This is a genomic window from Puia sp. P3 (genome assembly GCF_050632245.1).
Classification (GTDB): Bacteria; Bacteroidota; Bacteroidia; order Chitinophagales; family Chitinophagaceae; genus Puia.
The window spans coordinates 841528-864269 of record NZ_CP192583.1 but is presented as its reverse complement, the minus strand read 5'-3'; the positions used below and the strand labels follow the sequence as shown (position 1 = coordinate 864269).

At 55.0% G+C, this 22742-nt stretch carries 22 protein-coding genes and 1 pseudogene; 11 read left to right on the top strand and 12 right to left on the bottom strand.

Features of this window, described 5'->3' with window-relative positions; translation table 11 throughout:
- Positions 1 to 4 precede the first annotated feature (4 nt).
- Together ACQ86N_RS04895 and ACQ86N_RS04890 are read right to left on the bottom strand one after the other, a co-directional pair.
- Positions 5 to 1168 carry an ABC transporter permease gene (locus tag ACQ86N_RS04895; RefSeq protein ID WP_431214201.1) on the bottom strand — a complete coding sequence of 388 codons (1164 nt, stop codon included), beginning with the start codon at positions 1166 to 1168 and terminating at the stop codon, positions 5 to 7.
- Positions 1165 to 2364 carry an ABC transporter permease gene (locus ACQ86N_RS04890; RefSeq protein WP_431214200.1) on the bottom strand — a complete coding sequence of 400 codons (1200 nt, stop codon included), beginning with the start codon at positions 2362 to 2364 and terminating at the stop codon, positions 1165 to 1167. The genes ACQ86N_RS04895 and ACQ86N_RS04890 overlap by 4 nt, the downstream gene beginning before the upstream one ends.
- A 349-nt stretch (positions 2365 to 2713) precedes the next feature.
- On the opposite strand from ACQ86N_RS04890, the pseudogene msrB reads away from it, so the two are divergent.
- Together msrB and msrA are read left to right on the top strand one after the other, a co-directional pair.
- A pseudogene (msrB, locus tag ACQ86N_RS04885) lies at positions 2714 to 3111 on the top strand (peptide-methionine (R)-S-oxide reductase MsrB).
- Between the two features lie 36 nt (positions 3112 to 3147).
- Complete coding sequence (gene msrA, locus ACQ86N_RS04880) at positions 3148 to 3591, top strand: peptide-methionine (S)-S-oxide reductase MsrA (protein ID WP_431214199.1); 444 nt, start codon at positions 3148 to 3150, stop codon at positions 3589 to 3591.
- A gap of 306 nt (positions 3592 to 3897) precedes the next feature.
- Here msrA and ACQ86N_RS04875 read toward each other — a convergent pair whose 3' ends face one another.
- From ACQ86N_RS04875 to ACQ86N_RS04865, 3 genes are all read right to left on the bottom strand, one after another.
- Positions 3898 to 4530, bottom strand: a complete 633-nt coding sequence (locus ACQ86N_RS04875; protein ID WP_431214198.1) for a gamma-glutamyltransferase — start codon at positions 4528 to 4530, stop codon at positions 3898 to 3900.
- Entirely contained in the window at positions 4527 to 5804 is a 1278-nt protein-coding gene (locus ACQ86N_RS04870; RefSeq protein WP_431214197.1) for a gamma-glutamyltransferase family protein, read from the bottom strand. The genes ACQ86N_RS04875 and ACQ86N_RS04870 overlap by 4 nt, the downstream gene beginning before the upstream one ends.
- Positions 5805 to 5879: 75 nt before the next feature.
- The gene (locus ACQ86N_RS04865; protein WP_431214196.1) at positions 5880 to 6953 is read right to left on the bottom strand and encodes a proline iminopeptidase-family hydrolase; all 1074 of its coding nucleotides are present in this window, start codon (positions 6951 to 6953) and stop codon (positions 5880 to 5882) included.
- An 84-nt stretch (positions 6954 to 7037) separates the two neighbouring features.
- Between ACQ86N_RS04865 and ACQ86N_RS04860 the strand changes: the two genes are divergently transcribed.
- Together ACQ86N_RS04860 and ACQ86N_RS04855 are read left to right on the top strand one after the other, a co-directional pair.
- Positions 7038 to 7625: a hypothetical protein gene (locus tag ACQ86N_RS04860; protein ID WP_431214195.1), complete on the top strand. Its 588-nt coding sequence runs from the start codon at positions 7038 to 7040 to the stop codon at positions 7623 to 7625.
- Entirely contained in the window at positions 7544 to 8152 is a 609-nt protein-coding gene (locus ACQ86N_RS04855) for a hypothetical protein (protein WP_431214194.1), read from the top strand. Before ACQ86N_RS04860 ends, ACQ86N_RS04855 begins: the two co-directional genes overlap by 82 nt.
- A gap of 1 nt (position 8153) precedes the next feature.
- Here the strand turns inward: ACQ86N_RS04855 and ACQ86N_RS04850 are convergent, their stop codons facing one another.
- Both ACQ86N_RS04850 and ACQ86N_RS04845 read right to left on the bottom strand, forming a co-directional pair.
- Positions 8154 to 8477, bottom strand: coding sequence for a hypothetical protein (locus ACQ86N_RS04850; protein WP_431214193.1), 324 nt, complete (start codon positions 8475 to 8477; stop codon positions 8154 to 8156).
- Complete coding sequence (locus ACQ86N_RS04845) at positions 8468 to 9727, bottom strand: hypothetical protein (protein ID WP_431214192.1); 1260 nt, start codon at positions 9725 to 9727, stop codon at positions 8468 to 8470. Before ACQ86N_RS04845 ends, ACQ86N_RS04850 begins: the two co-directional genes overlap by 10 nt.
- 145 nt (positions 9728 to 9872) lie before the next feature.
- On the opposite strand from ACQ86N_RS04845, the gene ACQ86N_RS04840 reads away from it, so the two are divergent.
- The 7 genes from ACQ86N_RS04840 to ACQ86N_RS04810 all read left to right on the top strand — a co-directional run bounded on the left by ACQ86N_RS04840 (position 9873) and on the right by ACQ86N_RS04810 (position 17225).
- Positions 9873 to 10994 carry a TonB-dependent receptor plug domain-containing protein gene (locus ACQ86N_RS04840; RefSeq protein WP_431214191.1) on the top strand — a complete coding sequence of 374 codons (1122 nt, stop codon included), beginning with the start codon at positions 9873 to 9875 and terminating at the stop codon, positions 10992 to 10994.
- On the top strand, positions 10991 to 11293 hold the full coding sequence (locus tag ACQ86N_RS04835) for a hypothetical protein (RefSeq protein WP_431214190.1): 303 nt from the start codon (positions 10991 to 10993) through the stop codon (positions 11291 to 11293). Before ACQ86N_RS04840 ends, ACQ86N_RS04835 begins: the two co-directional genes overlap by 4 nt.
- Positions 11269 to 11796, top strand: a complete 528-nt coding sequence (locus tag ACQ86N_RS04830) for a hypothetical protein (RefSeq protein WP_431214189.1) — start codon at positions 11269 to 11271, stop codon at positions 11794 to 11796. Before ACQ86N_RS04835 ends, ACQ86N_RS04830 begins: the two co-directional genes overlap by 25 nt.
- On the top strand, positions 11793 to 12986 hold the full coding sequence (locus ACQ86N_RS04825; RefSeq protein ID WP_431214188.1) for a hypothetical protein: 1194 nt from the start codon (positions 11793 to 11795) through the stop codon (positions 12984 to 12986). The genes ACQ86N_RS04830 and ACQ86N_RS04825 overlap by 4 nt, the downstream gene beginning before the upstream one ends.
- Positions 12987 to 12998: 12 nt before the next feature.
- Positions 12999 to 13409: a hypothetical protein gene (locus ACQ86N_RS04820; RefSeq protein ID WP_431214187.1), complete on the top strand. Its 411-nt coding sequence runs from the start codon at positions 12999 to 13001 to the stop codon at positions 13407 to 13409.
- A 20-nt stretch (positions 13410 to 13429) separates the two neighbouring features.
- A complete protein-coding gene (locus ACQ86N_RS04815; RefSeq protein WP_431214186.1) occupies positions 13430 to 14365 on the top strand; it encodes a RagB/SusD family nutrient uptake outer membrane protein in 936 nt (311 codons plus the stop codon).
- 286 nt (positions 14366 to 14651) lie between these two features.
- Positions 14652 to 17225 (top strand): DUF3857 domain-containing protein, encoded by a 2574-nt coding sequence (locus ACQ86N_RS04810; RefSeq protein WP_431214185.1) that lies wholly within the window; start codon positions 14652 to 14654, stop codon positions 17223 to 17225.
- 232 nt (positions 17226 to 17457) lie between these two features.
- Here the strand turns inward: ACQ86N_RS04810 and ACQ86N_RS04805 are convergent, their stop codons facing one another.
- The 5 genes from ACQ86N_RS04805 to ACQ86N_RS04785 form a co-directional block, all read right to left on the bottom strand.
- On the bottom strand, positions 17458 to 18348 hold the full coding sequence (locus ACQ86N_RS04805; protein WP_431214184.1) for a c-type cytochrome: 891 nt from the start codon (positions 18346 to 18348) through the stop codon (positions 17458 to 17460).
- Between the two features lie 191 nt (positions 18349 to 18539).
- Positions 18540 to 19730, bottom strand: coding sequence for a TIGR03118 family protein (locus ACQ86N_RS04800; RefSeq protein WP_431214183.1), 1191 nt, complete (start codon positions 19728 to 19730; stop codon positions 18540 to 18542).
- 633 nt (positions 19731 to 20363) lie between these two features.
- On the bottom strand, positions 20364 to 21224 hold the full coding sequence (locus ACQ86N_RS04795) for a sugar phosphate isomerase/epimerase family protein (RefSeq protein ID WP_431214182.1): 861 nt from the start codon (positions 21222 to 21224) through the stop codon (positions 20364 to 20366).
- A 73-nt stretch (positions 21225 to 21297) separates the two neighbouring features.
- On the bottom strand, positions 21298 to 21855 hold the full coding sequence (locus ACQ86N_RS04790) for an SDR family NAD(P)-dependent oxidoreductase (protein WP_431217994.1): 558 nt from the start codon (positions 21853 to 21855) through the stop codon (positions 21298 to 21300).
- Positions 21856 to 22071: 216 nt separating this feature from the next.
- Entirely contained in the window at positions 22072 to 22707 is a 636-nt protein-coding gene (locus tag ACQ86N_RS04785; RefSeq protein WP_431214181.1) for a helix-turn-helix transcriptional regulator, read from the bottom strand.
- Positions 22708 to 22742: the final 35 nt, after the last annotated feature.

The following is a 22742-nucleotide window of genomic DNA, read 5'->3' as shown; positions in this document are numbered from 1 at the left end:
TATTTTACTCGGACCTCAAACTCTTCGCCGGATTGGCCAGCCCCGCCTTCACGGCCTGATAGCTCACGGTTAGCAAGGCAACCCCCATCGACAACAGCGCAGCCATTGCAAATACCCACCACCTGATCTCTACCCGGTAGGTATAGTCCTTCAGCCAGGAATGCATCGCCAGCCAGGCTACCGGCGCCGCCACCACGAAGGACAGCAGTACGAGTTTTAGAAAATCTTTCGACAACAGGGCAGCGATGCCGGCTACTGATGCGCCGAGGACTTTTCTTACGCCGATCTCCTTGATCCGGTTCTCCGCCATATAGGTCGCCAGCCCAAACAGCCCCAGACAGGAAATGAACACGGTCAGCGCGGCAAACAGCCCCGCCAGGGTCCCGATCCGCTGCTCGTCGTCGAACTTCTGCGCGTATTCGGCGTCGGCAAAACGGTATTCGAACGGGTAGTCGGGATTGTACCGTTTGAAAATGGCCTCCGCCTTTTTCAGACTGGCCGACGTCAGCGCATTGGCGGGCAATTTGAAATTTATCACGGAAAACCAGCCCTTCGCCCCGATGACCACCATCGGCCGAATGGGCTCATAGGGCGACTGCATGATAAAGTCTTTTATGACACCAACCACGTGATAGGCGGTATTGTCTTCCCTGACGATCTGCCCGATCGGCTCTTTGAAATGCATCGCTTTTACCGCCGACTCGTTCAGCATCATAGCCGTGCTGTCAGTCGGGTATTGCCGCAGATCGAAGTCACGCCCCTTCACCAGCTGTATTCCCGTGGTCTTCGCCAGATGCTGGTCGCTGCAGAAAAAGTTAAAATCCGTCTTGTCACCGGGGTCCTTCCCCTCCCACTGAAACCCCAGTGTATCGCTATAACTCTCGGTCAGCGGCGAGCTCGTCTTACACACCGCGACAGCCGCACCGGACGACAACAGGTCCTGCCGGATCAGTTCGTATTTCTTTTCGATATCGCCCGTCATAAAATGGAAGACCAGACTGCCCCGCTCATAACCGGTATCCCTGTTGCGCGCGTAGTCTATCTGTTGCGAGACGATGATGGTACAGATGATCAGGGTGATGGCAAACGTGAACTGCAGAACAACCAGGATCTTACGCGGCGTTACCAGCGCATTCGCCGCCTTGAAAGTCCCCTTGAGGACCTTCACCGGCCGGAAGGACGAAAGGAAAAAGGCCGGATAGCTGCCCGCCAGCAGCCCGGTAAAAAGAATGAATCCAATACCCGATACCCAGAACCAGACACTCCCGAAAGGAATATACAGGTGTTTTTCGTCAGCTCGTTGAATGCCGGGAGACTCAGCAGCACGATCCCTATCGCAAGTATCGCCGCCATAAAGGACAACAGCACCGACTCTCCGATGAACTGCCCGATCAGCGTGCCCCGCGGCGCGCCCACGACTTTTCGTATGCCGACCTCTTTGGCGCGTCGCTCGCTGCGGGCCGTCGACAGATTCATAAAATTGATACAGGCGATCAGCAGGATAAAGGCGGCAACGATTCCGAACAACCGAACGAACACGATCAGGCCGCCGTCTTCCACGGCGCCCTTGAAATTGGAATACAGCCGCCACCGGCTGATGGGATAGAGGAACATTTCCCAGTGTTTCTCGGTGCTGTCGTACCGCGTCTTGATCACCTTCATCTTGGGCTCTATCGATGCCAGGGTCGCATTTGACTTCAGCAATACATAGGTCCGCGTACTGTTGTTGCCCCAGTTGGCGTCCTCATTCCCCTGACGCCGCAGGTAAGCCCACGGTAAAAGGTATTTAAAGTCAAAACGCGTATTGTTCGGCAGGTCCTTCAGGATACCCGTCACCGTAAAATTCTCTTTGTTGTCGATCCTGACCACCTTTCCCATGGGGTCGGCGCTTCCAAAAAGGGTCCTGGCAAAACCCTGCGTAAGTATGATGGAATGCCCGTCATTCAATGCCGTTGCCGGGTTTCCCTGCAGCATCGGGAAACTGAATATTTGCAGGAAGACGGAATCCACCATATTCCCCTGCTCCATCAGTCGTTTCTCGCCGACCGTGAACAGCAGCCGGCTCGACCAGTTGACCCTCGTCGCATGCTCCACCTCCGGAAAGTCCCGCTGCATGGCAGCAGCCAGCACCTTTGGCGTGGTATGCCAGCTATGCATGGCGCCGCTGAACGCCGCCCGGTTCCAGGCCTCGTAGATCCTGTCCTTCTTCTCGTGAAACCCGTCATAGGTCACCTCGTTCTGGATCCATAACAGGATCAGGATGGCACTCGACATCCCGATCGCCAGACCGATGATATTGATAAAGGAAAAGCCCTTATTTTTCCAAAGATTGCGAAAAGCGACTTTCAGGTAGTTCTTGAACATGGATTGCCATTTCCTATAGGGTCGCCCATACTGTTAAAATGTTGCAAATGCCTGTAAGTTATTTCAGTCGGCCACGACTAACTCCCTGGATCCCGGCCGGCGGTTCCCCGCGGTTTACAAATTTAAAAATCTTGAATATGTTTAATACCTTAACATTTTGGACAAAACCCTTACGGGTCATCTTTCGTTTATTATACGTAAAACAACGCGTCATGAAATTTCCAGCATTTACACTGATCTCTCTTTTTGCGCTGGGCAGCTTCGCCGCCCAGGCCCAGTCCCAAAAATATCCCGACCCGCCGATAGCCAACACCAGTGCCAAATACCCGATGGCCTTTACCCCCACGGAGTGGAAGGCCCGGCTCACCCCCGACCAGTACTATATCCTGCGCCAGCAGGTACGGAAAGGGCCTTCACCGGAAAATACGACCATTTCTACCAGAAGGGTACCTATTATTCCGCAGCCTCCCTTCAACCCGTCTTTAGCTCTGAACAGAAATTCGACTCCCGCACCGGCTGGCCCAGCTTTTGGGCGCCGATCAACCCCGACGCGGTGCGCCTGGTAAAGGACAACAGCGACGGCATGGTAAGATGGGAAGTGGTCGACAGCAAGAGCGGCTCGCACTGGGACACGTCTTCGACGACGGCCCGAGCCCCACCGGCAAACGCTACTGCATGAACTCCGCGGCGCTGATCTTTGTCCCGGAAGGCGGCCAGCCCCCGGCAACTTCAAAAGCCCTCAGATAGACCGGCCCAATCAACTTCAAAAGCCCTTAAATAATTATGAAACAATTTCTATTTACCGCCGCAAGCATCCTGTTCCTCGCCGCCTGCGGCCAGACACAACCCGTAAATATTCCCGCAAAGGAATCCAGTAAACCCGGCGCCAACGAACAGGTCGCCTATTTCGCAGAAGGCTGTTTCTGGCACGCAGAGATCGTCTTCCAGAGCCTGGTAGGCGTGCGCGACGCCGTCAGCGGCTACGCCGGCGGGACAGACAAACACCCCGACTATGAAAGGGTATGTACCGGCACCACCGGCCACGCCGAGACGGTACAGGTGTTCTACGACCCCGCCAAAATATCCTACGCCACCCTGGTCGCTGCCTTCTTCGCCAGCATGGACCCGACGGAACTCAACCGCCAGGGACCCGACGAAGGCACCCAATACCGCTCCGCCGTCTTCTACCGCAACGACAACGAAAAAAGATCATCGACGAGGAAGTAACACGTGACCAGAAAAAATACCACGCGAAGATCGTCACCAGGTACTGCCCTACACCGGATTTTATCCCGCAGAGGGCTACCACCAGGAGTATATAAAGAATCACCCCGAAAACCCATACGTACAGCACGTCTCGATACCAGACTGGCTGGAATTCAAAAAAACCTTCAAGGGTGCGCCCTTCAAATCCTGATCCGGCCAGTGGCCATAAAAAAGGGACCGTAAGGTCCCTTTACTATTTTCTACCACCCTATCCCATAATCCTCCCCGTTATTACTGCTCCCACCCCAGAAGGTGCTGTGTTTGTCATCAACCATTATCGCATTGATCGGCCCGCTCGTCCTGTCTCCATAGGTCGCCGTATAGCCCAACTGCCGCAGGTCTTTTTCGTACATAAGGCGGCGTCACACTACCCAGCAGGATATGCCCCGGCCTCGGCCTGCGGTCTTCCATTCTTTCTCCACCCAGCGACAGCCACAGCTGATCCGAGTTGATATTCGGCGCTTCCGTAGCCTCCTGCACCGTCATCCCAAAGTCCACGACGTCGAGGAAGAACTGCAGCAGATTCTGGTCCTGCGTATCTCCCCCCTGTACGCTGAAACAAAGGAACGGTTTGCCATTCCTCAGCGCCATGCTCGGCGTCAGCGTCACACGCGGCCGCTTATGCGGAGCCACGACGTTAAAGGGACAGACGATCGAGTCCAGCACAAAGCTCTGCATCCGCTGTGACATTCCGACCCCGGTATGCCCCGCAACACAGGCCGGATTCCACCCGCCGCTCGGAGTGACGGAGATCACCCAGCCGTCCTTGTCCGCCGCCTCGATGCTCGTCGTACCCCGCCACAGACGGTCATGATAGAGGTTCTCGTCGGTCCCCGCTGAGGGGTCGGTATGGTCGAAGGCCAGGTCGTCACGGTTCACGCTGCTGGTCCCGCGGTTCACGCCAGCCAGGTCCCCGCCGGAACGCCTACAACAGAATTCATCGATCCACCCGTATTCGGCCCCCCAAATCCCCGCACCGGCGGCAGACTCATCTTCTCCCGCTGCTTCAAAAGATCCGTAAAAGGATTCGTGCGCCCCTCATACGGATAAGGATCACCAGGCGCGGCCGTCGCATTGTTCTTATCATACGAGATCAGCCTGGCCCGCGCCGCGGCATACTCCTTGCTCAGCAGCCCCTTCATCGGCTGCCCCGTCGTCACATAAGGGTCTCCATAGTAGAAGTCCCGGTCCGCGAAAGCCAGATTCATCGCCTGGTAGACGGTATGTATGTACCGGGTACTGTTAAAGCCCATATCCTTAAGGTTGAAATTCTCCAGGATATTCAGCGCCTGCAGCATCGACGGCCCCTGTGTCCATTGCTGCAGCTTGTAAACTTCCGTACCCCGGTAGCTCACATGCAGCGGCTCTTCTTCGATCGGCTTCCACTGCGCCAGATCCTCCATCGTGAACAACCCACCCTGCTCCCGGTTGCTGCGAACGATCTCCTGCGCGATATCGCCTTTGTAAAAACGGTCAAATGCAGCCATGATCGCCTCCTTCCTACCCTTCTTATGCTTCAGCGCGTCCTGCTCGGCGTCCACCATCTTCGTCAGGGTCTCCAGCAGGTCTTTCTGCACGAATACTTCCCCTGCCTCCGGAGCCTCTCTGCCCTCACCCGCATGCGGCAGGAACAGCGCCTTGCTGTATGGCCATTCCTTCAGTCGCCTTTTCTGCGCCTCAAAACTATTCGCGGTCTGCGCCTCTATCGCATAGCCTTTCGCCATCTCCATCGCAGGTGCCAGCACCTCCTTCAGACTCATCGTCCCATATTCGGCCAGCATATAACAAAGCCCGCCCGGCGTCCCCGGCGTCACCGCCGCCAGCGGACCGTATTCCGGTGGAAAAGCATATCCCTTCCCCTTAAAAAATGCCGGCGTAGCCCCGGTTGGCGCCCAGCCCAGCGCATTGATCGCAATCACCTTCCCCGTCTTCGGGTTATAAATGATCGCCTGCGTCTCCCCGCCCCAACTTAGTACATCCCACATGGTACAAACCGCCGCCAGCATCCCGCAAGCCGCGTCTATCGCATTTCCTCCCTTCTGAAAAATCTGCGCTCCGGCCTCTGCCGCCAGCGGCTTACCCGTCACCGCCATCCAGTGATTGCCGTGTAACGGCGGCTTTTCTGTGGACTGCGCCATCCCGCTGGCTACGACCGCCAGCAGTAAAATGGCCAAACAAAATGTTCTCATCTGCAATATGATTTAGAAGATGGAAAGGTAATGACTAATAAACTCCGGCCTACCCGTATATTAGCCAGGGTCCCTCATTTTTTGCTTAGTGAGGTCGGGGGCGTCCCGCCTCAGTGGGCAGTACCGGCATCCAGCTTCCTTAAGAAAACCGATCAGCCCCGGAAAATAATGCGCCTGGTCATCCCACATATCACAATGACTGCCCTCCGGACAGAAAACATAAGACCCATGCTGTACCTGCTTGCTCATCCACTCCATATACTTCGGGTCCATAGTGTCAAACGCTCCGCCGATGGTCAGCGTCGGCACCTTTATTTTAGGGAGGTCTGCGCTCCGGTCCCATTTGATCAGCCGCCCGCCGGTCTTGAACTCACTCGGCCCCTGCATAGCTACATAGATACCCTCGCTCAGGTGTTTGAAACCCCGCATCACCGGGTCAGGCCACTCGGGTTTCACCCGGCATAGATGCTCATTATAATATTCCTTTATGACCAGCGACTGATAGACGCTGTCCTTGTACATTCCCTTCGCTTCAAACGCCTGCAGGGAATCCACCAGCGACCTGCGCATCTTCGACCGTAACACCCCATTGTATTTTTCATATTCCGGTATGCTCGCCATCATATTGGAGATGATCAGCCCCTTCATGTTATCCTGATATTTCAACGCATATTCCATCGCCAGAATTCCACCCCAGCTGTGCCCCAGCAAATAGAAATTGTCCTTGTTCAGTCCCAGCGCCTGACGCACCTGCTCTACCTCTTCTACAAAATGTTCCGTCGTCCAGAGGCTGCTGTCATTGGGCTGGTCGCTGTAATAGGAATCCAGCTGATCATAATAGATGAACTCGATCCCTTCCTTCGGCAGGAAGTTCTCGAAACTCTCGAAGAACTCGTGCGTCCCGCCGGGTCCGCCGTGCAACAGCAATACCTTGATGGTAGGATGAAGCCCAAACCTTTTGGTCCAGACCCTGAACACACCCTTTGGCGTTTTGATAGGCACCATTGTGATATTCCCGTTCTGCACCCCCGAATCCTGCGTCGCAAAATAGCTGGACACCGTGACCAGACCGGCGGGGTGCTGACAGGAAGCAAAGACCACCAGGGCAATTGCCGCAAACAATAATTTTCTCATATGTTGATTTTGTCCATCAAAATACGTAAAAACCGGATTAATATCCGTCTACCGCAGGACCGATTAATTCGATACATTCACTCCATGAAAATCAAACTCTTCATCATCGCCGTCCTCGGCATGGCGAACCTGGTCACGCAAGCGCAACGGGGGAACTCTGCCCCCCTGAATCTCACCGACTCCGCCGAAGTCGACTACGAGCTGAAAGATTTTAAATTTCAGGACGGCGAGACCATTCCCGCCCTCCGCCTGCACTACACGACCTTTGGCAAACCGGTAAAGGACAAGAACGGTAAAGTGGCCAACGCCGTCTATATCATGCACGGGACCACCGGCAACAGCCATAACTTCGTCAACCAGGGTTTTGGCGGTCACCTCTTCGAACCCGGCCAGACCCTCGACGCCTCGAAATATTTTATCATCCTGCCCGACGGCATCGGCCACGGCAAGTCCAGCAAGCCCAGCGACGGCCTGCACATGAAATTCCCGAAATATACCTACGATGATATGGTCCAGGCGGACTATAAGGTGCTCACCGAAAAATGGGGATCAACCACCTGCGCCTCATCATCGGGACCTCGATGGGCGCTATGCACTGCTGGGTCTGGGCGGAGACCTATCCCGACTTCATGGACGCCTGTATGGCCAACGCCAGTCTGCCCGTCGAGATAGCAGGCCGTAACCGGATGACCCGCTACGCCGGCATCCAGTGTGTCAAGAACGACCCGGCATGGAAGGGCGGAGAATACACGGAGCCACCGGCAGAAGGGCTGCGCGGCGCCTATACCTCGATGATGTGGATGACCAGCAGTCCCTGGCAGATGCAGCGGAGATCGCCAACGCGCGAAAAGACAGAAAAGGGTTTTGACATGGCCGTCGAAGGCTTTATCCGCCGCCAGGACGCCAACGATTTTATCTACGCCATGGACGCCTCGCGCTACTACAACCCCGAGCCGCGGCTGGGCACGATCAAATGCACCTTCTACGCCGTCAATTCCGCCGATGACGAATGCAATCCCCCCGAAATGGGCATCCTCGACACCTGTATAAAGAAAGTACCAAAAGGAAGATATATCCTGCTGCCCACCACCGAGCTGACCTCCGGTCACGGCACGCACTCCAACCCCACCATCTGGGGCAATTATTTGGTGGAACTGATGAAAGCTTCCGAGCCGAAGCAGGGGCTGGCAAAGAAATAGTTTAGAACTGAACGACGGCAAACCCGATCCTGCCCTGCACATTCCCGCTGCCGTTGAGATACCGGTCGTAGGGAATGACGATCTGGTCCGGCGCCATCTGTCTGGACTGCTGAAAATTCAGCGTGTTCTTCAGTCCCCAGAACAGGATCCCCTCGTCGGACACCAGCTCGCCCTGCTGGTTGATCACGGTCGTGGAAGCATACATACTCTGCCCGTGTACAAAACTATTGTAGAGAAAGAACAGCTTGTCCTGCAACGGCACCACCATATAGGAAAGACTCGGCGAATTGAGCTCGGTCACCTGTTCCTGACTGATCATCCCCATCCAGGAACTGTCCTTTCTGGTGGCAGGGAAATAATACAGGCTGAGGTCACCCCTGTCGTGATACGGGGATTGACCGACGACTTATAACGCGAATACCCATACTTCGGAGCCGGCCAGCGGAGACGCCCGGCGGCTGAGCCCGCGTCGGGGATCCCATTGCTCGTAAAGAGCATCGCAGGATCCCACCCGTCGTCATAGGTATTGTCGTCCATATCCAGATCGAATGGCCTTCCGTATTCCTTCATCAGCAGGAACCCCCTGCCGGGCACCGCCATAAAATTCTCCTTCACCAGATTGCCGTTCTTTACCTTCTTACCGCCAAGCGTCGTCAGCCGGTAGGAAGAATCAAAATCGAAAGCCCGGGACTGCATCGAGTAGTGCACGACCTGCACGTTCTTCAGCGTCGAATAGTGAAAGGTAGAGAGGACGCCTGCCACTACATCTCCGTGCACATTGTCTATAGACAAACAAACGTCCTCCATATCGGACGTGCCGGGTAGCAAAATGCCTTTCCAGTTGACCGTCGTGTCTGTCGGGCTGAAATGGAACAAAAGGAAATTATGGTCCTTCCTCGAAGGCGCCATCATCAGCCACTCTCCGTTGTTGGCCAGCTTCACGGGTGCGCTGTTGAAATCCTCCAGCGGAAAGCTGGTATAGTCGTCCTGTATCATCGGCTGTGTGAGATAGGGATGCCTGTACACATTCTCGGCCAGCAGCTGCCAGTCCTGATCGAACAGCATCGTATGTATCCTGGGCGCGGAGTTGGCAATAAATTCGTAACCGACGAGGAGTAGCTTGCTGCGGTCCTCCGAACGAACGAGCATGAAGCTGTTGCCTGGCTCGTCAAACGGAAAGGTCCCGATGACCACACCCGGGACAGTCGGCTTTCCGTCGGCCTCATAGCGCTGCAGGAAAACGTCGACCTGCTTGCGGTCGTTCTTCAGGAGATGTACCTGGTCGAAATGATCGTTGGTAGTAATAAGGTATTCCTTGATGGGATCGCCCGGATAAGAGGAAGCCTCTCCGATGAAGTTGACCAGGTTCATCCGGGTATTGTATACCGCGAAATTCCTCTCTTCCGCCAGTTCGGTACTGTGTTTCGGCAGCCGTTTTCGGGTGGTCGAAGCTACCCAATAATACTCCGCTACCTTGCCCAGTAACTCTTCCTTTATCGTAAATCTATCACTGTACGGTTCACAGTAATAGACCCGTTGAGCGGAGAGAGAAGGACAATAAAAAGTGATATACAAGCTTACTGATATGACGAACTTCCATCCCATGGCGACAAGCGTGCTTTTTGAAGTTACGGAATTTTATATATAAATAAAAGGACTTCTACGTAATGTTTTTTTTAATTTCACGGACTCAAAATTTTCACTGTTAACTGACGCTCTTATGAGAAAATTCCACTGTGTCCTATGGCTTCTGCTATTCCATTGGTGTCAGGCTTCGGCCCAGTCACGGCAGGTTTACGGTAAGGTATTGGATGCCGCTGATAAGTCCCCTCTGTCGGGAGTCACGGTTAACGCCAGGGGATCCCGGACAACGGTCGTCTCGGGACCCGACGGGAGCTTTTCCCTTCGCGTCTCCCCAAAAACCACCACTCTCAATATCTCCTATATTGGCTATGACGACCAGCAACTAACCCTGTCTGCTGAAAATGAACCCCTGACGATACTACTCTCCTCCTCTCAAAAGGCCCTCAACGAGGTCGTGGTCGTAGGATACGGCAAGGCTGCCAAAAGGGATATCACGGGTTCGGTAAGCAAGCTCGACGCAAAAGCGGTTGAGAACTACCCCGCCCCCAGTTTTGAATCCGCCCTCCAGGGAAAGGCGCCCGGCGTCGTGGTACAGTCCGGCAGCGGCAAGCTGGGCCAGGCCATCCAGATCAATATTCGCGGCATCTCCTCCATCTCGGCGAGCAGTCAGCCACTGTTCGTAGTCGATGGCCTGCCCGTAACCACCGCCACCATGTCCGACGGCAACAACGAGCCGACCAATCCGCTGACCGATATCAACCCCAACGACATCGAAAGCGTTGATATCCTGAAGGATGCTTCCGCTTCCGCTATCTACGGCGCAAGGGCAGCCAACGGCGTGGTACTGATCACCACCAAAAAGGAAAGAACAGCCGCAGGACGATCTTCGAGCTCAATACAACTACCGGCATCAGCAACCCCGCCAGAAAACGACGGTTCCTCGACGCCCGTCAATACCTCGCACTCGCCAGACAGGCGTCGGAGACAGACGGCGCCTACGACTTCAACAACCAAATCACCGGCTTTCCATCCGCCGACTCGGCCGTCAAATGGTACTGGGCAAATGACTACCAATATGTGTACGATAACTTTTCACTGGGTACCGACTGGCAGAATGCCGCCATCAATACGGACTGGCAGGCCGCGGGCTTTCACAGGAATGCTCCTTCCCATCAGATCAATCTTTCCGCAAGCGGCGGCAGCGACAAAACCCGTTTCTTTATCTCAGGATTCTATAATAAGCAGGACGCAATTGTGATCAACAACAGTTTCACGCGGTATGGAGGGAGATTCAACATCGACCACAATGCAACGGACCGGCTGGTATTCGGCGTCAACCTCGCCGTCGACCGGTCACAACTGAATAAAGTAACCAATGACAACGAATTCTCTACCCTGGTCAGCTGGTTGCCGAACTGCCTTTTGCGCCGGCCACCGACCCATCCACGGGACTTCCCAACCCAAATCCCCTTTATCCAAGCGGCATTTACGATGCGCTCTATGATTTCGATCGTCAGACTACCTACCGTACTATGGGCAACGCCTATGCCAATTTAACGATCCTGCCCGTACTTTCTTTCCGGTCCGAACTGGGCGCCGACATCCTTTCTCTCAACGAGTTCCTGTTCAGGGGAAAAGAGAGCCAAGACGGCGCAGGAGTGGGCAAGGGACAGACGATCAATGCCCAAAGCACATCCTTAAATACCAATAATTATTTCACCTATACCCCGCTTATCGGAGACGATCATCGGCTAAATACCGTCATCGGTATGAGCTACCTGCAAAACGACCTCAGCCAAAGCAATGCCCAGGGCCGCGACTATCCCTCCGACGCCATAAAAAATCTTTCCGGCGCCACCAACATCACCAACGCCTCCACCATCGGCGACCGCTATACTTTCCTGTCTTATTTTCTGAGAGCCAATTATTCTTATAGGAACCGATACCTTTTTACCGCCAGTATCCGAACCGACGGGTCCTCCCGCTTCTCCTCCCAGCGTCGCTACGGCTGGTTTCCGCGGCATCCGCCGGGTGGATCATATCAGAGGAAGACTTCATGAAACACAGTCCGGTCAGCCTCCTCAAACTGAGAGCCAGCTACGGCCTCACCGGCAACTCGGAGATCGGCGAGAACCAATACCAGTCGCTCTACTCGGTCACCAACTACCCCAACCTTCCAGGCTTCACTCCCCGACAACTCGCGAGCAACGACCTCCGCTGGGAGAAGACGGCTCAGGCGGATATCGGCCTGGAATTTGGCCTGTGGAAAAATCGCATCACCGGAGAGATCGACTATTACAATAAACGCACAACCGACCTCCTGCTGCAAACATCGATCCCCGCCACGACCGGATACTACCAATTCCTTCCCGCTTCCACGACCATTTATGAAAATCTGGGTAAAATGAACAACGCGGGATTTGAACTAAGCGTTGCCTCGCAAAATCTCACGGGCCAGTTCAAATGGACGACGACCTTCAATCTTGGTTATAACAGGAACCGGGTCGGCAGTCTGGGCGGCCAGGTCGTCACCACCGGCGATGGCCTGCAGCGCGCCGTGGACGGCCAGCCGATCGGCAGCTGGTATATGCAAAAATACCTCGGCGTCGATCCGGCCAACGGGGACGCCCTCTACGCGGACGCAGACGGCAAACCGACCAATGACTACACCGGCCACGCGGCCCTCTTCACCGTCGGGAAATATACCCCCGACTATACCGCAGGCCTGACCAATACCTTCTCGTACAAAGGTTTCGACCTTTCTTTCTTCCTTTATGCCGTCACGGGGAACAAGATCTTCAACTCTGCGGGTAAGTACATGTCAGATGGATTTGCCAATTCCAATTTCGACAACCAGACCACCGACATCCTCAACGCATGGAAGACGCCAGGTCAGAAGACGCACGTTCCCAGGGCAGGACTCAGCATCACACCCGACGGCTACAGCTTCGCTACCGGAGGAGGTACCTCCACCCGCTGGCTCTACGACGGAAAATATCTCCGGCTGAAAAACCTGACGCTGGGCTATTCGCTGCCCGCAGCCGCGGCGACGGCGCTAAAGGTCAGTGCAGTCAGGGTGTACTTCATGGCCACCAACCTGATGACCTGGACGAAGTATCCATCGGACCCCGAAGTGAGCACGCTGTTCAACGGCACAGGCCTGCCTTCAGGATCTACCTCGGGCGGCGTGGACTTCTATACCATTCCGCAACCCAGAACATTCACCTTTGGTCTGAACGTCAAATTCTAATCTCCGATCAGTATGAAACTCAGAATATACATCCTCATCTCCCTCGCGCTGTTCACAGCCTGTAATAAAAATTTGAATACCGTCCCCCAGAACTCCCTGACCGCCGACCAGATCAGGACATCCAATGACGTAAAAGCCCTGCTCTTCGGCGCGTACAGCCAGATGCAGTCGCCCGGGGCATTCGGCGAGGCCTTTATCCTCACCCCCGACCTCCTCGCGTCCGACAGCCAGGTCGTATTCATAGGCACCTTCCAGGACTACCAGGCCGTCCAGCATAAAACAATTAAAGCGGACAATATCATCGCCCAGAACGCCTGGGGCGTCGGCTACAGCATCATCAACCTCTGCAATACCATCATCGACAAGATCGACCTGGTCGACGCCGGCGACCGCCAGGCGACAAAGGGGAAGCGCTGTTTATAAGAGGTACGACCTTTCTCCAGATGGTAAACCTCTTCGCCAAACCCTGGTCCGACGGCAACGCAGCAGCCAACCCGGGCCTTCCTCTTGTGCTGAAGCCCACCTATAGTTATGACTCCTCCGCCGCCGGCAAGCCATCCCGGGCAACCGTCCAGCAAACCTATTCGCAGATCGTGGCAGACCTCACCGCCGCCGCGGCGCTGCTTCCCTCCTCCAACAGCGATTTCCGGGCGGACGTCTACAGCGCACACGCCATGCTCTCCCGCGTATACCTGAATATGGGACGCTATGCAGACGCCGCCGCCCACGCCGATACCGTGATCGCGTCAAAGAATTTCGCCCTCACGACGTTCGACAAGACCTTCAATATCGACGGCAACTCGACCGAAGACGTCTTTGCCATCCAGCAGAATACCCAGAGTAACGCCGGCACGGCCAACAACGGCCTTACAACCTTCTACTCTCCCTACGAGACCGGCGGACGCGGCGACGCACAGGTCAGCCCCCTCTATTCCGGGGTTTTTGACGACCCCAACGACGTGCGGCTGGGCTTCGTCAGTCCCGGGTCCAGCAATTCCGGCTTTACCGGCGACTATACCAACAAATGGGTAAAATTCTTCAAGGCAATCCCCGTCATCCGGCTCTCTGAAATGTACCTTACCCGCGGTGAAGGCAACCTGCGGGCCGGCAGCCCGGCCGGGGGTACCCAGCCCCTGACGGATATTAATACAGTCAGACAACGGGCCGGCGCAGCCGCACTGACCACGGTTGCCGCTGCCGACTTTGTCGAAGAACGTTTCCGCGAACTTGCCTTCGAAGGCGACCGCCTTTCCACCCTCCGGCGGATCAGGGCAGATATCACCGGACTTGACTTTGACAACGACAAACTCGTTCTCCCCATTCCGAGAACCGAGATCCTGGCCAACTCTCACCTGGTTCAAAATCCGGGATACCAGTAACTGGCTTCATCCCAGGGCTGATTCACCCCATTCCCCCCGCTGGAATTTTTTTCCATCCGTGGGAGAAAAATGGTGGCTATGCCACAATCCTGTCCCAGTCCTCACGGAAATATTAAAAACATAACCCCATACAAATCAATTGCATAAATAAATAATTATGACCCTGGGGTCGGGGTTGGCCTTCCGGCACGCAGCTTGTATTATCCTACTCGGTTTTTCATAGGATATTGGATTTAAAAACGGGGCTGGATTTCTATCCGGGCCCTTTTTCTTTTAATGCACCTTATTGACTAAGTTTGGACCGCTAAATATAAAATCCTTTCATGCGTATCGCACTGTCCATTATCCTAAGCCTGGCCCTTATCGGCTACAACAGCCAGGCAGCACCCGGAGTCCGGACCGGCACCCTCCCGTCCTGGCTATTCCCGGTACACCCACTTGCGGGAAAAGCCCCGTTCAGCGCGATATCAGCGACGGCTTCTACTTCGAGCTCCTCGAAGAACAAACCAGCCTGCCCGCCAATACGGAATACACGCATTATATTAAACACATCATTAATGAAACGGGGGTCCAGAACGAATCCGAGGTCTCCGTGACTTTCTCTCCCCAGTTTCAGCAGGTCATTTTTCACCGTATTACCATCTTTCGGGACGGCGCCGCACTTGATCAGCTGCGGAACGACCAGATCAAGGTAGTCCAGGAAGAGACGGACGCGGACGAATTTCAGTACACCGGGCTCAAACGGGCTTTTATGACACTGAAAGGCGTACGAAAGAACGACCGGATAGAAGTAGCGTATTCCGTTGTCGGCTTCAACCCCGTATTTGGCAATAAGTATTCGGACGAGTATACTTTCAACAGGGCGACCGCCGTCTGTAATTATTATAAGGCCATCGTCACAACCCCTTCCCGCAGACTGCATATCCTGCCCCGGGACAAGGCCCCCGCTCCCAAAGAGTCGCTCCAGGCCGGCTCACTGGTCTATTTTTGGGACAATCCGCCCTACAGCAACAACTCCACGACCTATATCTCGGAATACGCCGGGTGGAAAGAAGTGGTCGGATGGGGGCTTACCACCTTTAACAACTATCACTATCAGCTGCCCGCGGCCCTTTTGAAGAAAATGGCGTCATGGCGCGCCATTGCAAAGGGAGACAAAGACCTCTTCGCCAACCAGGCCGCCCGTTTTGTACAGAACGACGTCCGCTATCTGGGGCTGGAGATCGGCGCCAATACCCACCGCCCCCACGCCCCCGCCGAGGTCTTCGGCCAGCTGTTTGGCGACTGCAAGGACAAGGCGCTCCTGCTGGCCGTCATCCTGCAACAGGAGGGGATACCCGCCTACGTTGCGTTAATCAGTACCGGCGACCGCAGCGAACTGGTCGATGCCGGGCCTTCACCGGCCGTTTTTGACCACTCCATCGTCGGCATCCACCGGCCCGATAGCAGCTGGCTCTTCATCGATCCCACAATATCGGAGCAAAGGGGCGAACTGACCAGCATCTACGTCCCCGCCTACGGCTACGCGCTGATGCTGAAGGAAGGCGAACAAGGGCTGGTGCCCGTCACTCCCGGACATATCTATGACTATACTATTATCGAAAAGCTCGATGCGCGGTTTGACGATACCGCCCGCTATACCATCAACAGCGTTTATACGGGAGGAGCGGCCGACGACGAGCGGCAGGTGTTCGCGGAGAACAGCATAAAAGATATCGAAGAATCGTACCGCCAGTACTACGCCCCCACCTTCGACGGTATTCAAATGAAATCGAATGTTGTCTACAGCGACGACAGCATAAAGAACGAATTCAGGGTCACCGAAACCTATACCATACCCCAGTTGTGGCAGACCGGCGGAAAGGGAGCAAGGTCTTTCGACTACTATGCAAGACAGGTTAAACAATACATCCCTGACCCTTCTGACATCGAAGCAAACGAGCCCGTCCTCCTCTCGTATCCCCGCAATATCCACTTTACGCTGAACCTCGACCTGCCCGAATCCAACGAGATCGAATGGACACCGGTGCATATTAAAAATGAGTTCTATCAGTTCGACTTCGTTCCCGAAACCAACGGTTCGCACGTGTCACTCTATTACACGCTGCGGACCTTCAAAGACCGGATACCCGCGGCAGCCGTGAAACAATACAGGGACGACTACAACAAAATGGAAGAGTCGGTCTCCTTCCAGATCACCGTGAATGAAGTCCCGGCCGGCCTCCCTTCAGCCCAAAAGCCCGCCGGTGAGCGGACGGGTTCCATGTCCATGCCGCCGTCAGAGAACATAAAGGCCTGCTGGCCCGCCATCTGGCTGACATTCTTTTTCTCGCTTCTGTTCTCCCGGCTGTTCGTCTGGCTAAACCGCCGCAGCGTAGAGACACTCTATTCTCCCGGTTCGGGCTACCCGCTGGGCGGATGGCTCCTGCTCCTTGGCGCGAGCCTCGTGGTGGGCCTGGGCTTCAACCTGTACAATTTTCTGAGCTCCAACTACTACAGCGACAGCAACTGGGCCGCATACGGCAGCGCCGGCGGCCGCGCCCTTCAGTACCTCTATCTCGGCAGGATGGCCGTCCACCTCAGCTGTCTGGCCGCCTCCGGGGCCACGCTGGTCTGGTTTCTCCGGAGAAGGGACATCTTTCCCCGCATGTTCATCTGGCAGGTAGGCATACTGCTTTCGGGACAGCTGCTGCTGATCCTCCTCTATCACCTTATCCCCATGCCTTCGGGTTTTGACGCATACAGGGAGGACCTGACGTTCGGGCTTGTCCGCAACTGCGTATACGGTTTTGTATGGGTGTACTATATCATCCGGTCGGAACAGGTGAAGAGTACATTTCTGGAGCCATATGCCTATTGATGGAGCCGCCTGGCCATGGCTCACGGTTGGTTCCCTGGTTCGCGGGTTGGTTCACATGGTTCACATGGTTCACATGGTTCACATGGTTCACATGGTTCACGGACTCCACGGTTCACATGGTTCACTGACTCCACAGTTCACATGGTTCACGGGTTGGCGATTCTCGTCACTGCGTTGTGGATCGGCTTCACGGACCTCAAATACGCGAATATCGCGGCAAGATCCTTTTCCCTCATCCCCGCATAGGCAGTCCAGGGCATCGGCGTATTGAATTCCCCTGGGCCACGGTCCTGGGCTTATAGCTGCTGTCCGTATACTGTTTGAACTTCCGGATAAACAACTCCCTGGTCCAGTTGCCGATACCCGTCGCCGTATCCGGCGAGATATTCGCGGAATAAATGGTCTTCCCGTTCACGACCCCGAAATCCCTTCCTCCCCCAAATTCGGTCCCTTCAATGATCTTCCCCTTGTCCGCCTTGCTATGGCATTCAACACAACTGGCCATGGTCACCAGATATTTGCCGTAGGCCGACGCATTATTGGAATCTGGCTGCGGACTCAGCGTCGCCGGCGAAGGAATAGTATTGACGATAAAATTCAACGGGAAATCCAGCTCGGTAGGCGGCACGTCATGACTGATGGGAGTCAGGCTGCGGACATAGGCGATGATGCTGAAGACGTCTTCCTGGTCCATCCGCCCGTAGGCCGGATAGTTCATAATGGGGAACAACGCATGTCCGTCTTTGCTGACCCCCGAGGTGATCGCCCTGAACAGCTCCCCATCCGACCAGTTGCCGAGATGGTAGGGGGTGAGATTGGCTGCGTAGATATTGCCGGGGAAACCAAACTCGCGGCTGAAGACCTCCCCTCCCTTTCCCAGCGTGCCGTCCTTCACGGGAAGCGCATAGATATGCTCGTCCCTGCTACTGTGACAAACTATACACGCGGCAACGGAGTTCGCGAGATAGCGTCCGTGTTCGACCCGCGCCGGCGTAGCCTCGACCTTTAGCTCTTTGACCACCGCCACATGTGGCAGCCCCTTCTTCACGTAGAGGGCCAGCAGCGCAACGACAACCACGAGCCCGGCAACTATCAGTAACAGAACCCTAAGAACCTTTCTCATAAGTTAGCTTTTGGCCAAAAATATAAAAAAGAGGACAGCCCGACCTGAAAAAGTCAGCCGCCCTCTAAACCCTGTTCGCCAGGCGCGAACCCTAAACTTATTTTACCGGACCCCGGGACACCGCCGGGGCACCCGATTCCCCATCGGACACAAGGGGAACCAATCCCCCATCTATCACCGGGACACCACAATTATTGCTTGATCAGATAACCAAAGAGTCCGTCATCTTCATCGTTAGGTCCTGCCGTAAAATACAGCCGATTTGGATCGATGGCAGTCGCCGTGGACGGAGGGAAGGACAAGGCCCACAACCCATGGATAACGATCGTCTTGCTGTGTGACCGGAGATGTCCCCAGAATGTCCCGTCCTGGGTAAAGACATTGATCGTGCCATCCCCAAAATTACCCACCAGGATAGTCGGCTGGTTCTTGTCGAAGAAATGGTGAATAATGTCGTGGATCTCCCCGTCTTTGCCAGGCCCGCTGTTGCTTCCGCTATTGTCATCCCCGTCCATGTCTTTGGATTCCAAAAAGCCGGCGGGCGCCATAGCCAGTCCCCATGGCGAGTTCAGGGATCCCCGGCTCGCAAACCGCCTTACAAAGGTTCCGTTGGTCGTAAAGATGCTGACAAAACCATTGCCCGGTCCCGCCTGATCGTCACCGTCCGGCTTGACCTTCGCATACGAGACGTAAAGCCAGGTACCGATCGCCTGGATATTAAAGGGAGCAAATCCCGAAGGGATACCCGGATCCTTGAACGGCATCGACACCGCCGTAAAGGTCGTATCCCAGACGTCTATCTTTCCGGTCTTGAAATTGGCGGCGTAAATATAGTTGTGCCCGCCATTCGACGCCAGAGCGAGCCCCTTGTACGAGGACGTAGCCGAATTGTTGCCAATCCGCAGCGCCTTGTTGTTGGCTGCGCCATTCCAGCCGGAAACGACGCCGTCCTCGCCGACGAACAGGAAGGCCGCCGCCTGACCGTTGGCCAGTTTAAAACCCTTTCCACCCGCGAATACGATACCGGAAGGCGTACCCCCCATCGTGTCTGTAGGGGAGGGGATCAGTACCGGGGCACGGACGATGGCCCCTTCAGCAGTATACAACTCGCTGAGCCCGGCGCCATTCGAATTGACCCACGCAATACCATTGGACGAAAAAGCCAGCCCCCAGGCATTCATTAAAGTCGAGTCCTTTAGTTTCGGACCGTAACTCCAGCTATTCGCCACCAGATTCACCTGTTGAAAATTACGCAGGTCGTCTTTGTCGATGACCTGCCTCCGGCAGCCAATCGTCAAAAGCAGAAGTGACGCCAATGCCAGCCCAGCCGCATGCCGGCGGGACCGCGTTTCCCATAAAAGTTGAGTGAAGACATTGTTCATAACCTAGATTTTTTAAGTTGGATGAGTAGACCAAAAAAGATCACCAGACGACCGCCGCCTGGCAGTCGCCGCACCGAAGGAGAGGGTAAGGGGACTCGATCCCATGGCCATAGAACAACGCAAAACAAATCAAAGAAAGGGCTTCCTGCCGAAGAAAGTCCTGCACAGAAGGTTTCAGCAGGTACAACTACAAACGGCGCTTCTCCGGCAGGAGTTGCCTGCCCCGAATTATCTAAATTCCCGCCGCCCCCTCCCTCCCAACGCAGTCACCGTGACGCCGCCTAACTCCGCCGCCCCCTTCAGAAACTCTCCAAAATCAGCGTATTTTTCCGAAACTTCCTCCGAATTACTACGACCTCCCGCTGCGCCACTCTCTTCCTTTCATTCTAATTTCCAGGCTGTTTACCCCACACAAAAAAAATTTATAGGAACAAAAAAATAAGTTCTCAAAAAGAGAACTTATAAATAAAAACTCTGCCTTTATGAAAGTCAACCTGATAAAAAGTGAGACCGTTGAGAATTATTCCTTTTCCAAGGAGGGCATTCGCCGGCTGGCAGAATATTTTAAGGTCTCGCAGGAGGCATTTAACAGACCTTACGACCTCATTTCACCTGCGAATAACCGAACACAGCTTAATAAGCCTCTCCCTTCACCACGCCCCTGAAATATCCAGCCGACTCAGCAATACCCGGCAGGGGATCCGACATATCCATCTCGTGCTCGATACTGCAATACCCCGCATAACGGATCTTCGCCAGCGCCTTCACCACTCCCGGAATATCCAGCACTCCTCTCCCCAGCTCGATCGGCTTTGGTTTTACCGCGATCTCGGACAGGTCTTTGATGTGCAGATCGAAAATCCTGTTCCCATATTTTCCAATGACCTCAACGGGATTGGCGCCGGCGCGGGCCGCATGGCCGATATCCAGGCAAAGCCCCATCCTGTTGTCCAGCCCCTTGATATGGTCATAAACATTCACCGGCGAAGGATACAATTTGTCCTCGGGACCATGATTGTGGATCGCGATCCGGATATTGTATTGTTTCACCTTTCCTTCCGTATAGCTCAACAGCTCAGGATTCGGGACCCCGACGATCAGGTCCACGCCCAATGCCTTTGCATATTCAAAAGCCCTGTCCACTTCGGCCTGCGTCTTCATATAAATAACCCCGGCCGCATAGATCTTTATCCCGCTGGAAGTGAACTTTTCCTTCATACTCTGTATCGTCTCGGGCGTACTGTTCATTGGCAGATAAAAATCCTTTATCGACAAAGCGTTTGCCCCCACCCTCTTCATCATCGCTATCCCCTGGTCCAGCGGTATTTTAGCAAACGTATATCCCGCGATCCCCAGCTGTGTCACAGACAGGGACGAACGACCAGCACCGGGACCCGCCGCGGACCCGGCGACCGTCCCCGCTACTCCCTTAAGACCAAACCCCGCAGCCGCGGCCGCCATCCCCGCACCCCGCAAAAAATTTCTTCTTTCCATATGTCAATTCAATTTTTCCCAATATAGAACAAATCCCGCCTTTACAGACAGGATTTCCACGGAAACGATTTCGTTACCACGGCGATTCCCCATAGTCACTGACAAACCTGCCGGTCGGGCCGTCCTTCTCCAGCCGGGCGTACTCCGCGACGATCGCGGCGGCATCCTCCACCTTTTTATGCCCCTGAAAATTATTGAACGCCGTCGCCGTATACCCCGGATTCACCGCATTCACTTTAAAGCCTTTATCCCTGAGCTCATAAGCCAACGCCACGGTATATGCGTTCAGCGCCGTTTTGGAAGGTCCGTAGGCCGCCCCCTTGATGGGATAATAACGCCACTGCGGATCATTGTGCAGGGTCAGCGAAGCCAGATCGGAGGTCACATTGACGATACGCGGCAGCTCCGACCTTCCGAGCAGCGGCATAAAATGACGGACCATCCTCACCGGACCAAAGAAATTTGTTTCGAATACCTCGTGCATATTGTCGTCGCCCGCAGCCGACGGCGTCTGCGGCAGACTACCGCGAACGCCCGCATTGTTCACCAGTACGTCCAGACAAGGGACCCGCCGCTCCAGCTCCTCCGCGGCGGCCTTCACCGACCCCTCACTGCTAACGTCGACGACCAGCAGCTCTACGCGGCCGATCCCGGCCAGTCGGCGGACGGCTGCCTCTCCTTTTCACTGTCCCTGCTGCCTAAAAAAACATGATATCCTGCGCCGGCCAAAAGGCGGACGACTTCAAAGCCAATACTCTTATTGGCGCCCGTAACGAAGTGCTGTCTGTGTTTTCATGCACCAAAGGTCGATCGCTACGGACAAATAACCCCTGCACATTACCGGGCATCAACGGTACATTTCCCGGATGCCTTCCCGGTATAACAACGGTGTCGTCTCTTCCATCCGCCTGAACCACCGGTTGAAGTAGGCAGCGTCGGCAAATCCCAGCTGGTCGGCGATCTCCTTTACGGAATGTTCGGTATGAAGCAGCAGTCTCTTTGCCTCGACAAGTATGCGTTCATGGATATGCGTGAGTACCGTCTTTCCGCTGTGGCGCCTGACTACTTCGTTAAGGTGATCGGCGCTGAGATGCAGAAGTCCCGCGTAGTCGGCTGCCGCATGCAACTCTCCGAAATGCTGGTTGACAAGGTTCTGAAACGCACGGAGCACCGGATTGGGTGCAGTGCCCTGTCTATATTGTTCCTGATAGAGCCTGCTCATATAAACCAGCAGCTGTTGCAACAGGGCCGCGAGCATCCGGTTCTTCCACGCACCATCGGCCCCAAACTCCGCTATCAGCCGCAGGAACGAATCCCCGCAAAATTGGACGTTTTCCGGCGCGAGCCTCAGCACGTGTCCGTTGGCAGGATTCTGTATGATGGGAAGGTCCATAAGCGAGCGGATATCCTCCAGACGCAGGAACTCCTCGGTGAAACGCAACGCCATTCCTTCCGCAGGCCGCAGCTCCTCTTTTAAATGCACCTGGTGCGGGGTAGTAAAATACAGCGTGTCAGGCG

Excerpts from the sequence above, each read along its gene's own strand:
- ACQ86N_RS04820 (WP_431214187.1), top strand. The coding sequence starts at position 12,999 with ATGAAACTCAGAATATACATCCTCATCTCCCTCGCGCTGTTCACAGCC.
- ACQ86N_RS04890 (WP_431214200.1), bottom strand. The coding sequence starts at position 2,364 with ATGTTCAAGAACTACCTGAAAGTCGCTTTTCGCAATCTTTGGAAAAAT.
- ACQ86N_RS04830 (WP_431214189.1), top strand. The coding sequence starts at position 11,269 with ATGGGCAACGCCTATGCCAATTTAACGATCCTGCCCGTACTTTCTTTC.
- ACQ86N_RS04860 (WP_431214195.1), top strand. The coding sequence starts at position 7,038 with ATGAAAATCAAACTCTTCATCATCGCCGTCCTCGGCATGGCGAACCTG.
- ACQ86N_RS04840 (WP_431214191.1), top strand. The coding sequence starts at position 9,873 with ATGAGAAAATTCCACTGTGTCCTATGGCTTCTGCTATTCCATTGGTGT.
- ACQ86N_RS04800 (WP_431214183.1), bottom strand. The coding sequence starts at position 19,730 with ATGAACAATGTCTTCACTCAACTTTTATGGGAAACGCGGTCCCGCCGG.
- ACQ86N_RS04795 (WP_431214182.1), bottom strand. The coding sequence starts at position 21,224 with ATGGAAAGAAGAAATTTTTTGCGGGGTGCGGGGATGGCGGCCGCGGCT.
- ACQ86N_RS04855 (WP_431214194.1), top strand. The coding sequence starts at position 7,544 with ATGCACTGCTGGGTCTGGGCGGAGACCTATCCCGACTTCATGGACGCC.
- ACQ86N_RS04815 (WP_431214186.1), top strand. The coding sequence starts at position 13,430 with ATGGTAAACCTCTTCGCCAAACCCTGGTCCGACGGCAACGCAGCAGCC.
- msrA (WP_431214199.1), top strand. The coding sequence starts at position 3,148 with ATGAAACAATTTCTATTTACCGCCGCAAGCATCCTGTTCCTCGCCGCC.
- ACQ86N_RS04825 (WP_431214188.1), top strand. The coding sequence starts at position 11,793 with ATGAAACACAGTCCGGTCAGCCTCCTCAAACTGAGAGCCAGCTACGGC.
- ACQ86N_RS04865 (WP_431214196.1), bottom strand. The coding sequence starts at position 6,953 with ATGAGAAAATTATTGTTTGCGGCAATTGCCCTGGTGGTCTTTGCTTCC.
- ACQ86N_RS04850 (WP_431214193.1), bottom strand. The coding sequence starts at position 8,477 with ATGGGGATGATCAGTCAGGAACAGGTGACCGAGCTCAATTCGCCGAGT.
- ACQ86N_RS04805 (WP_431214184.1), bottom strand. The coding sequence starts at position 18,348 with ATGAGAAAGGTTCTTAGGGTTCTGTTACTGATAGTTGCCGGGCTCGTG.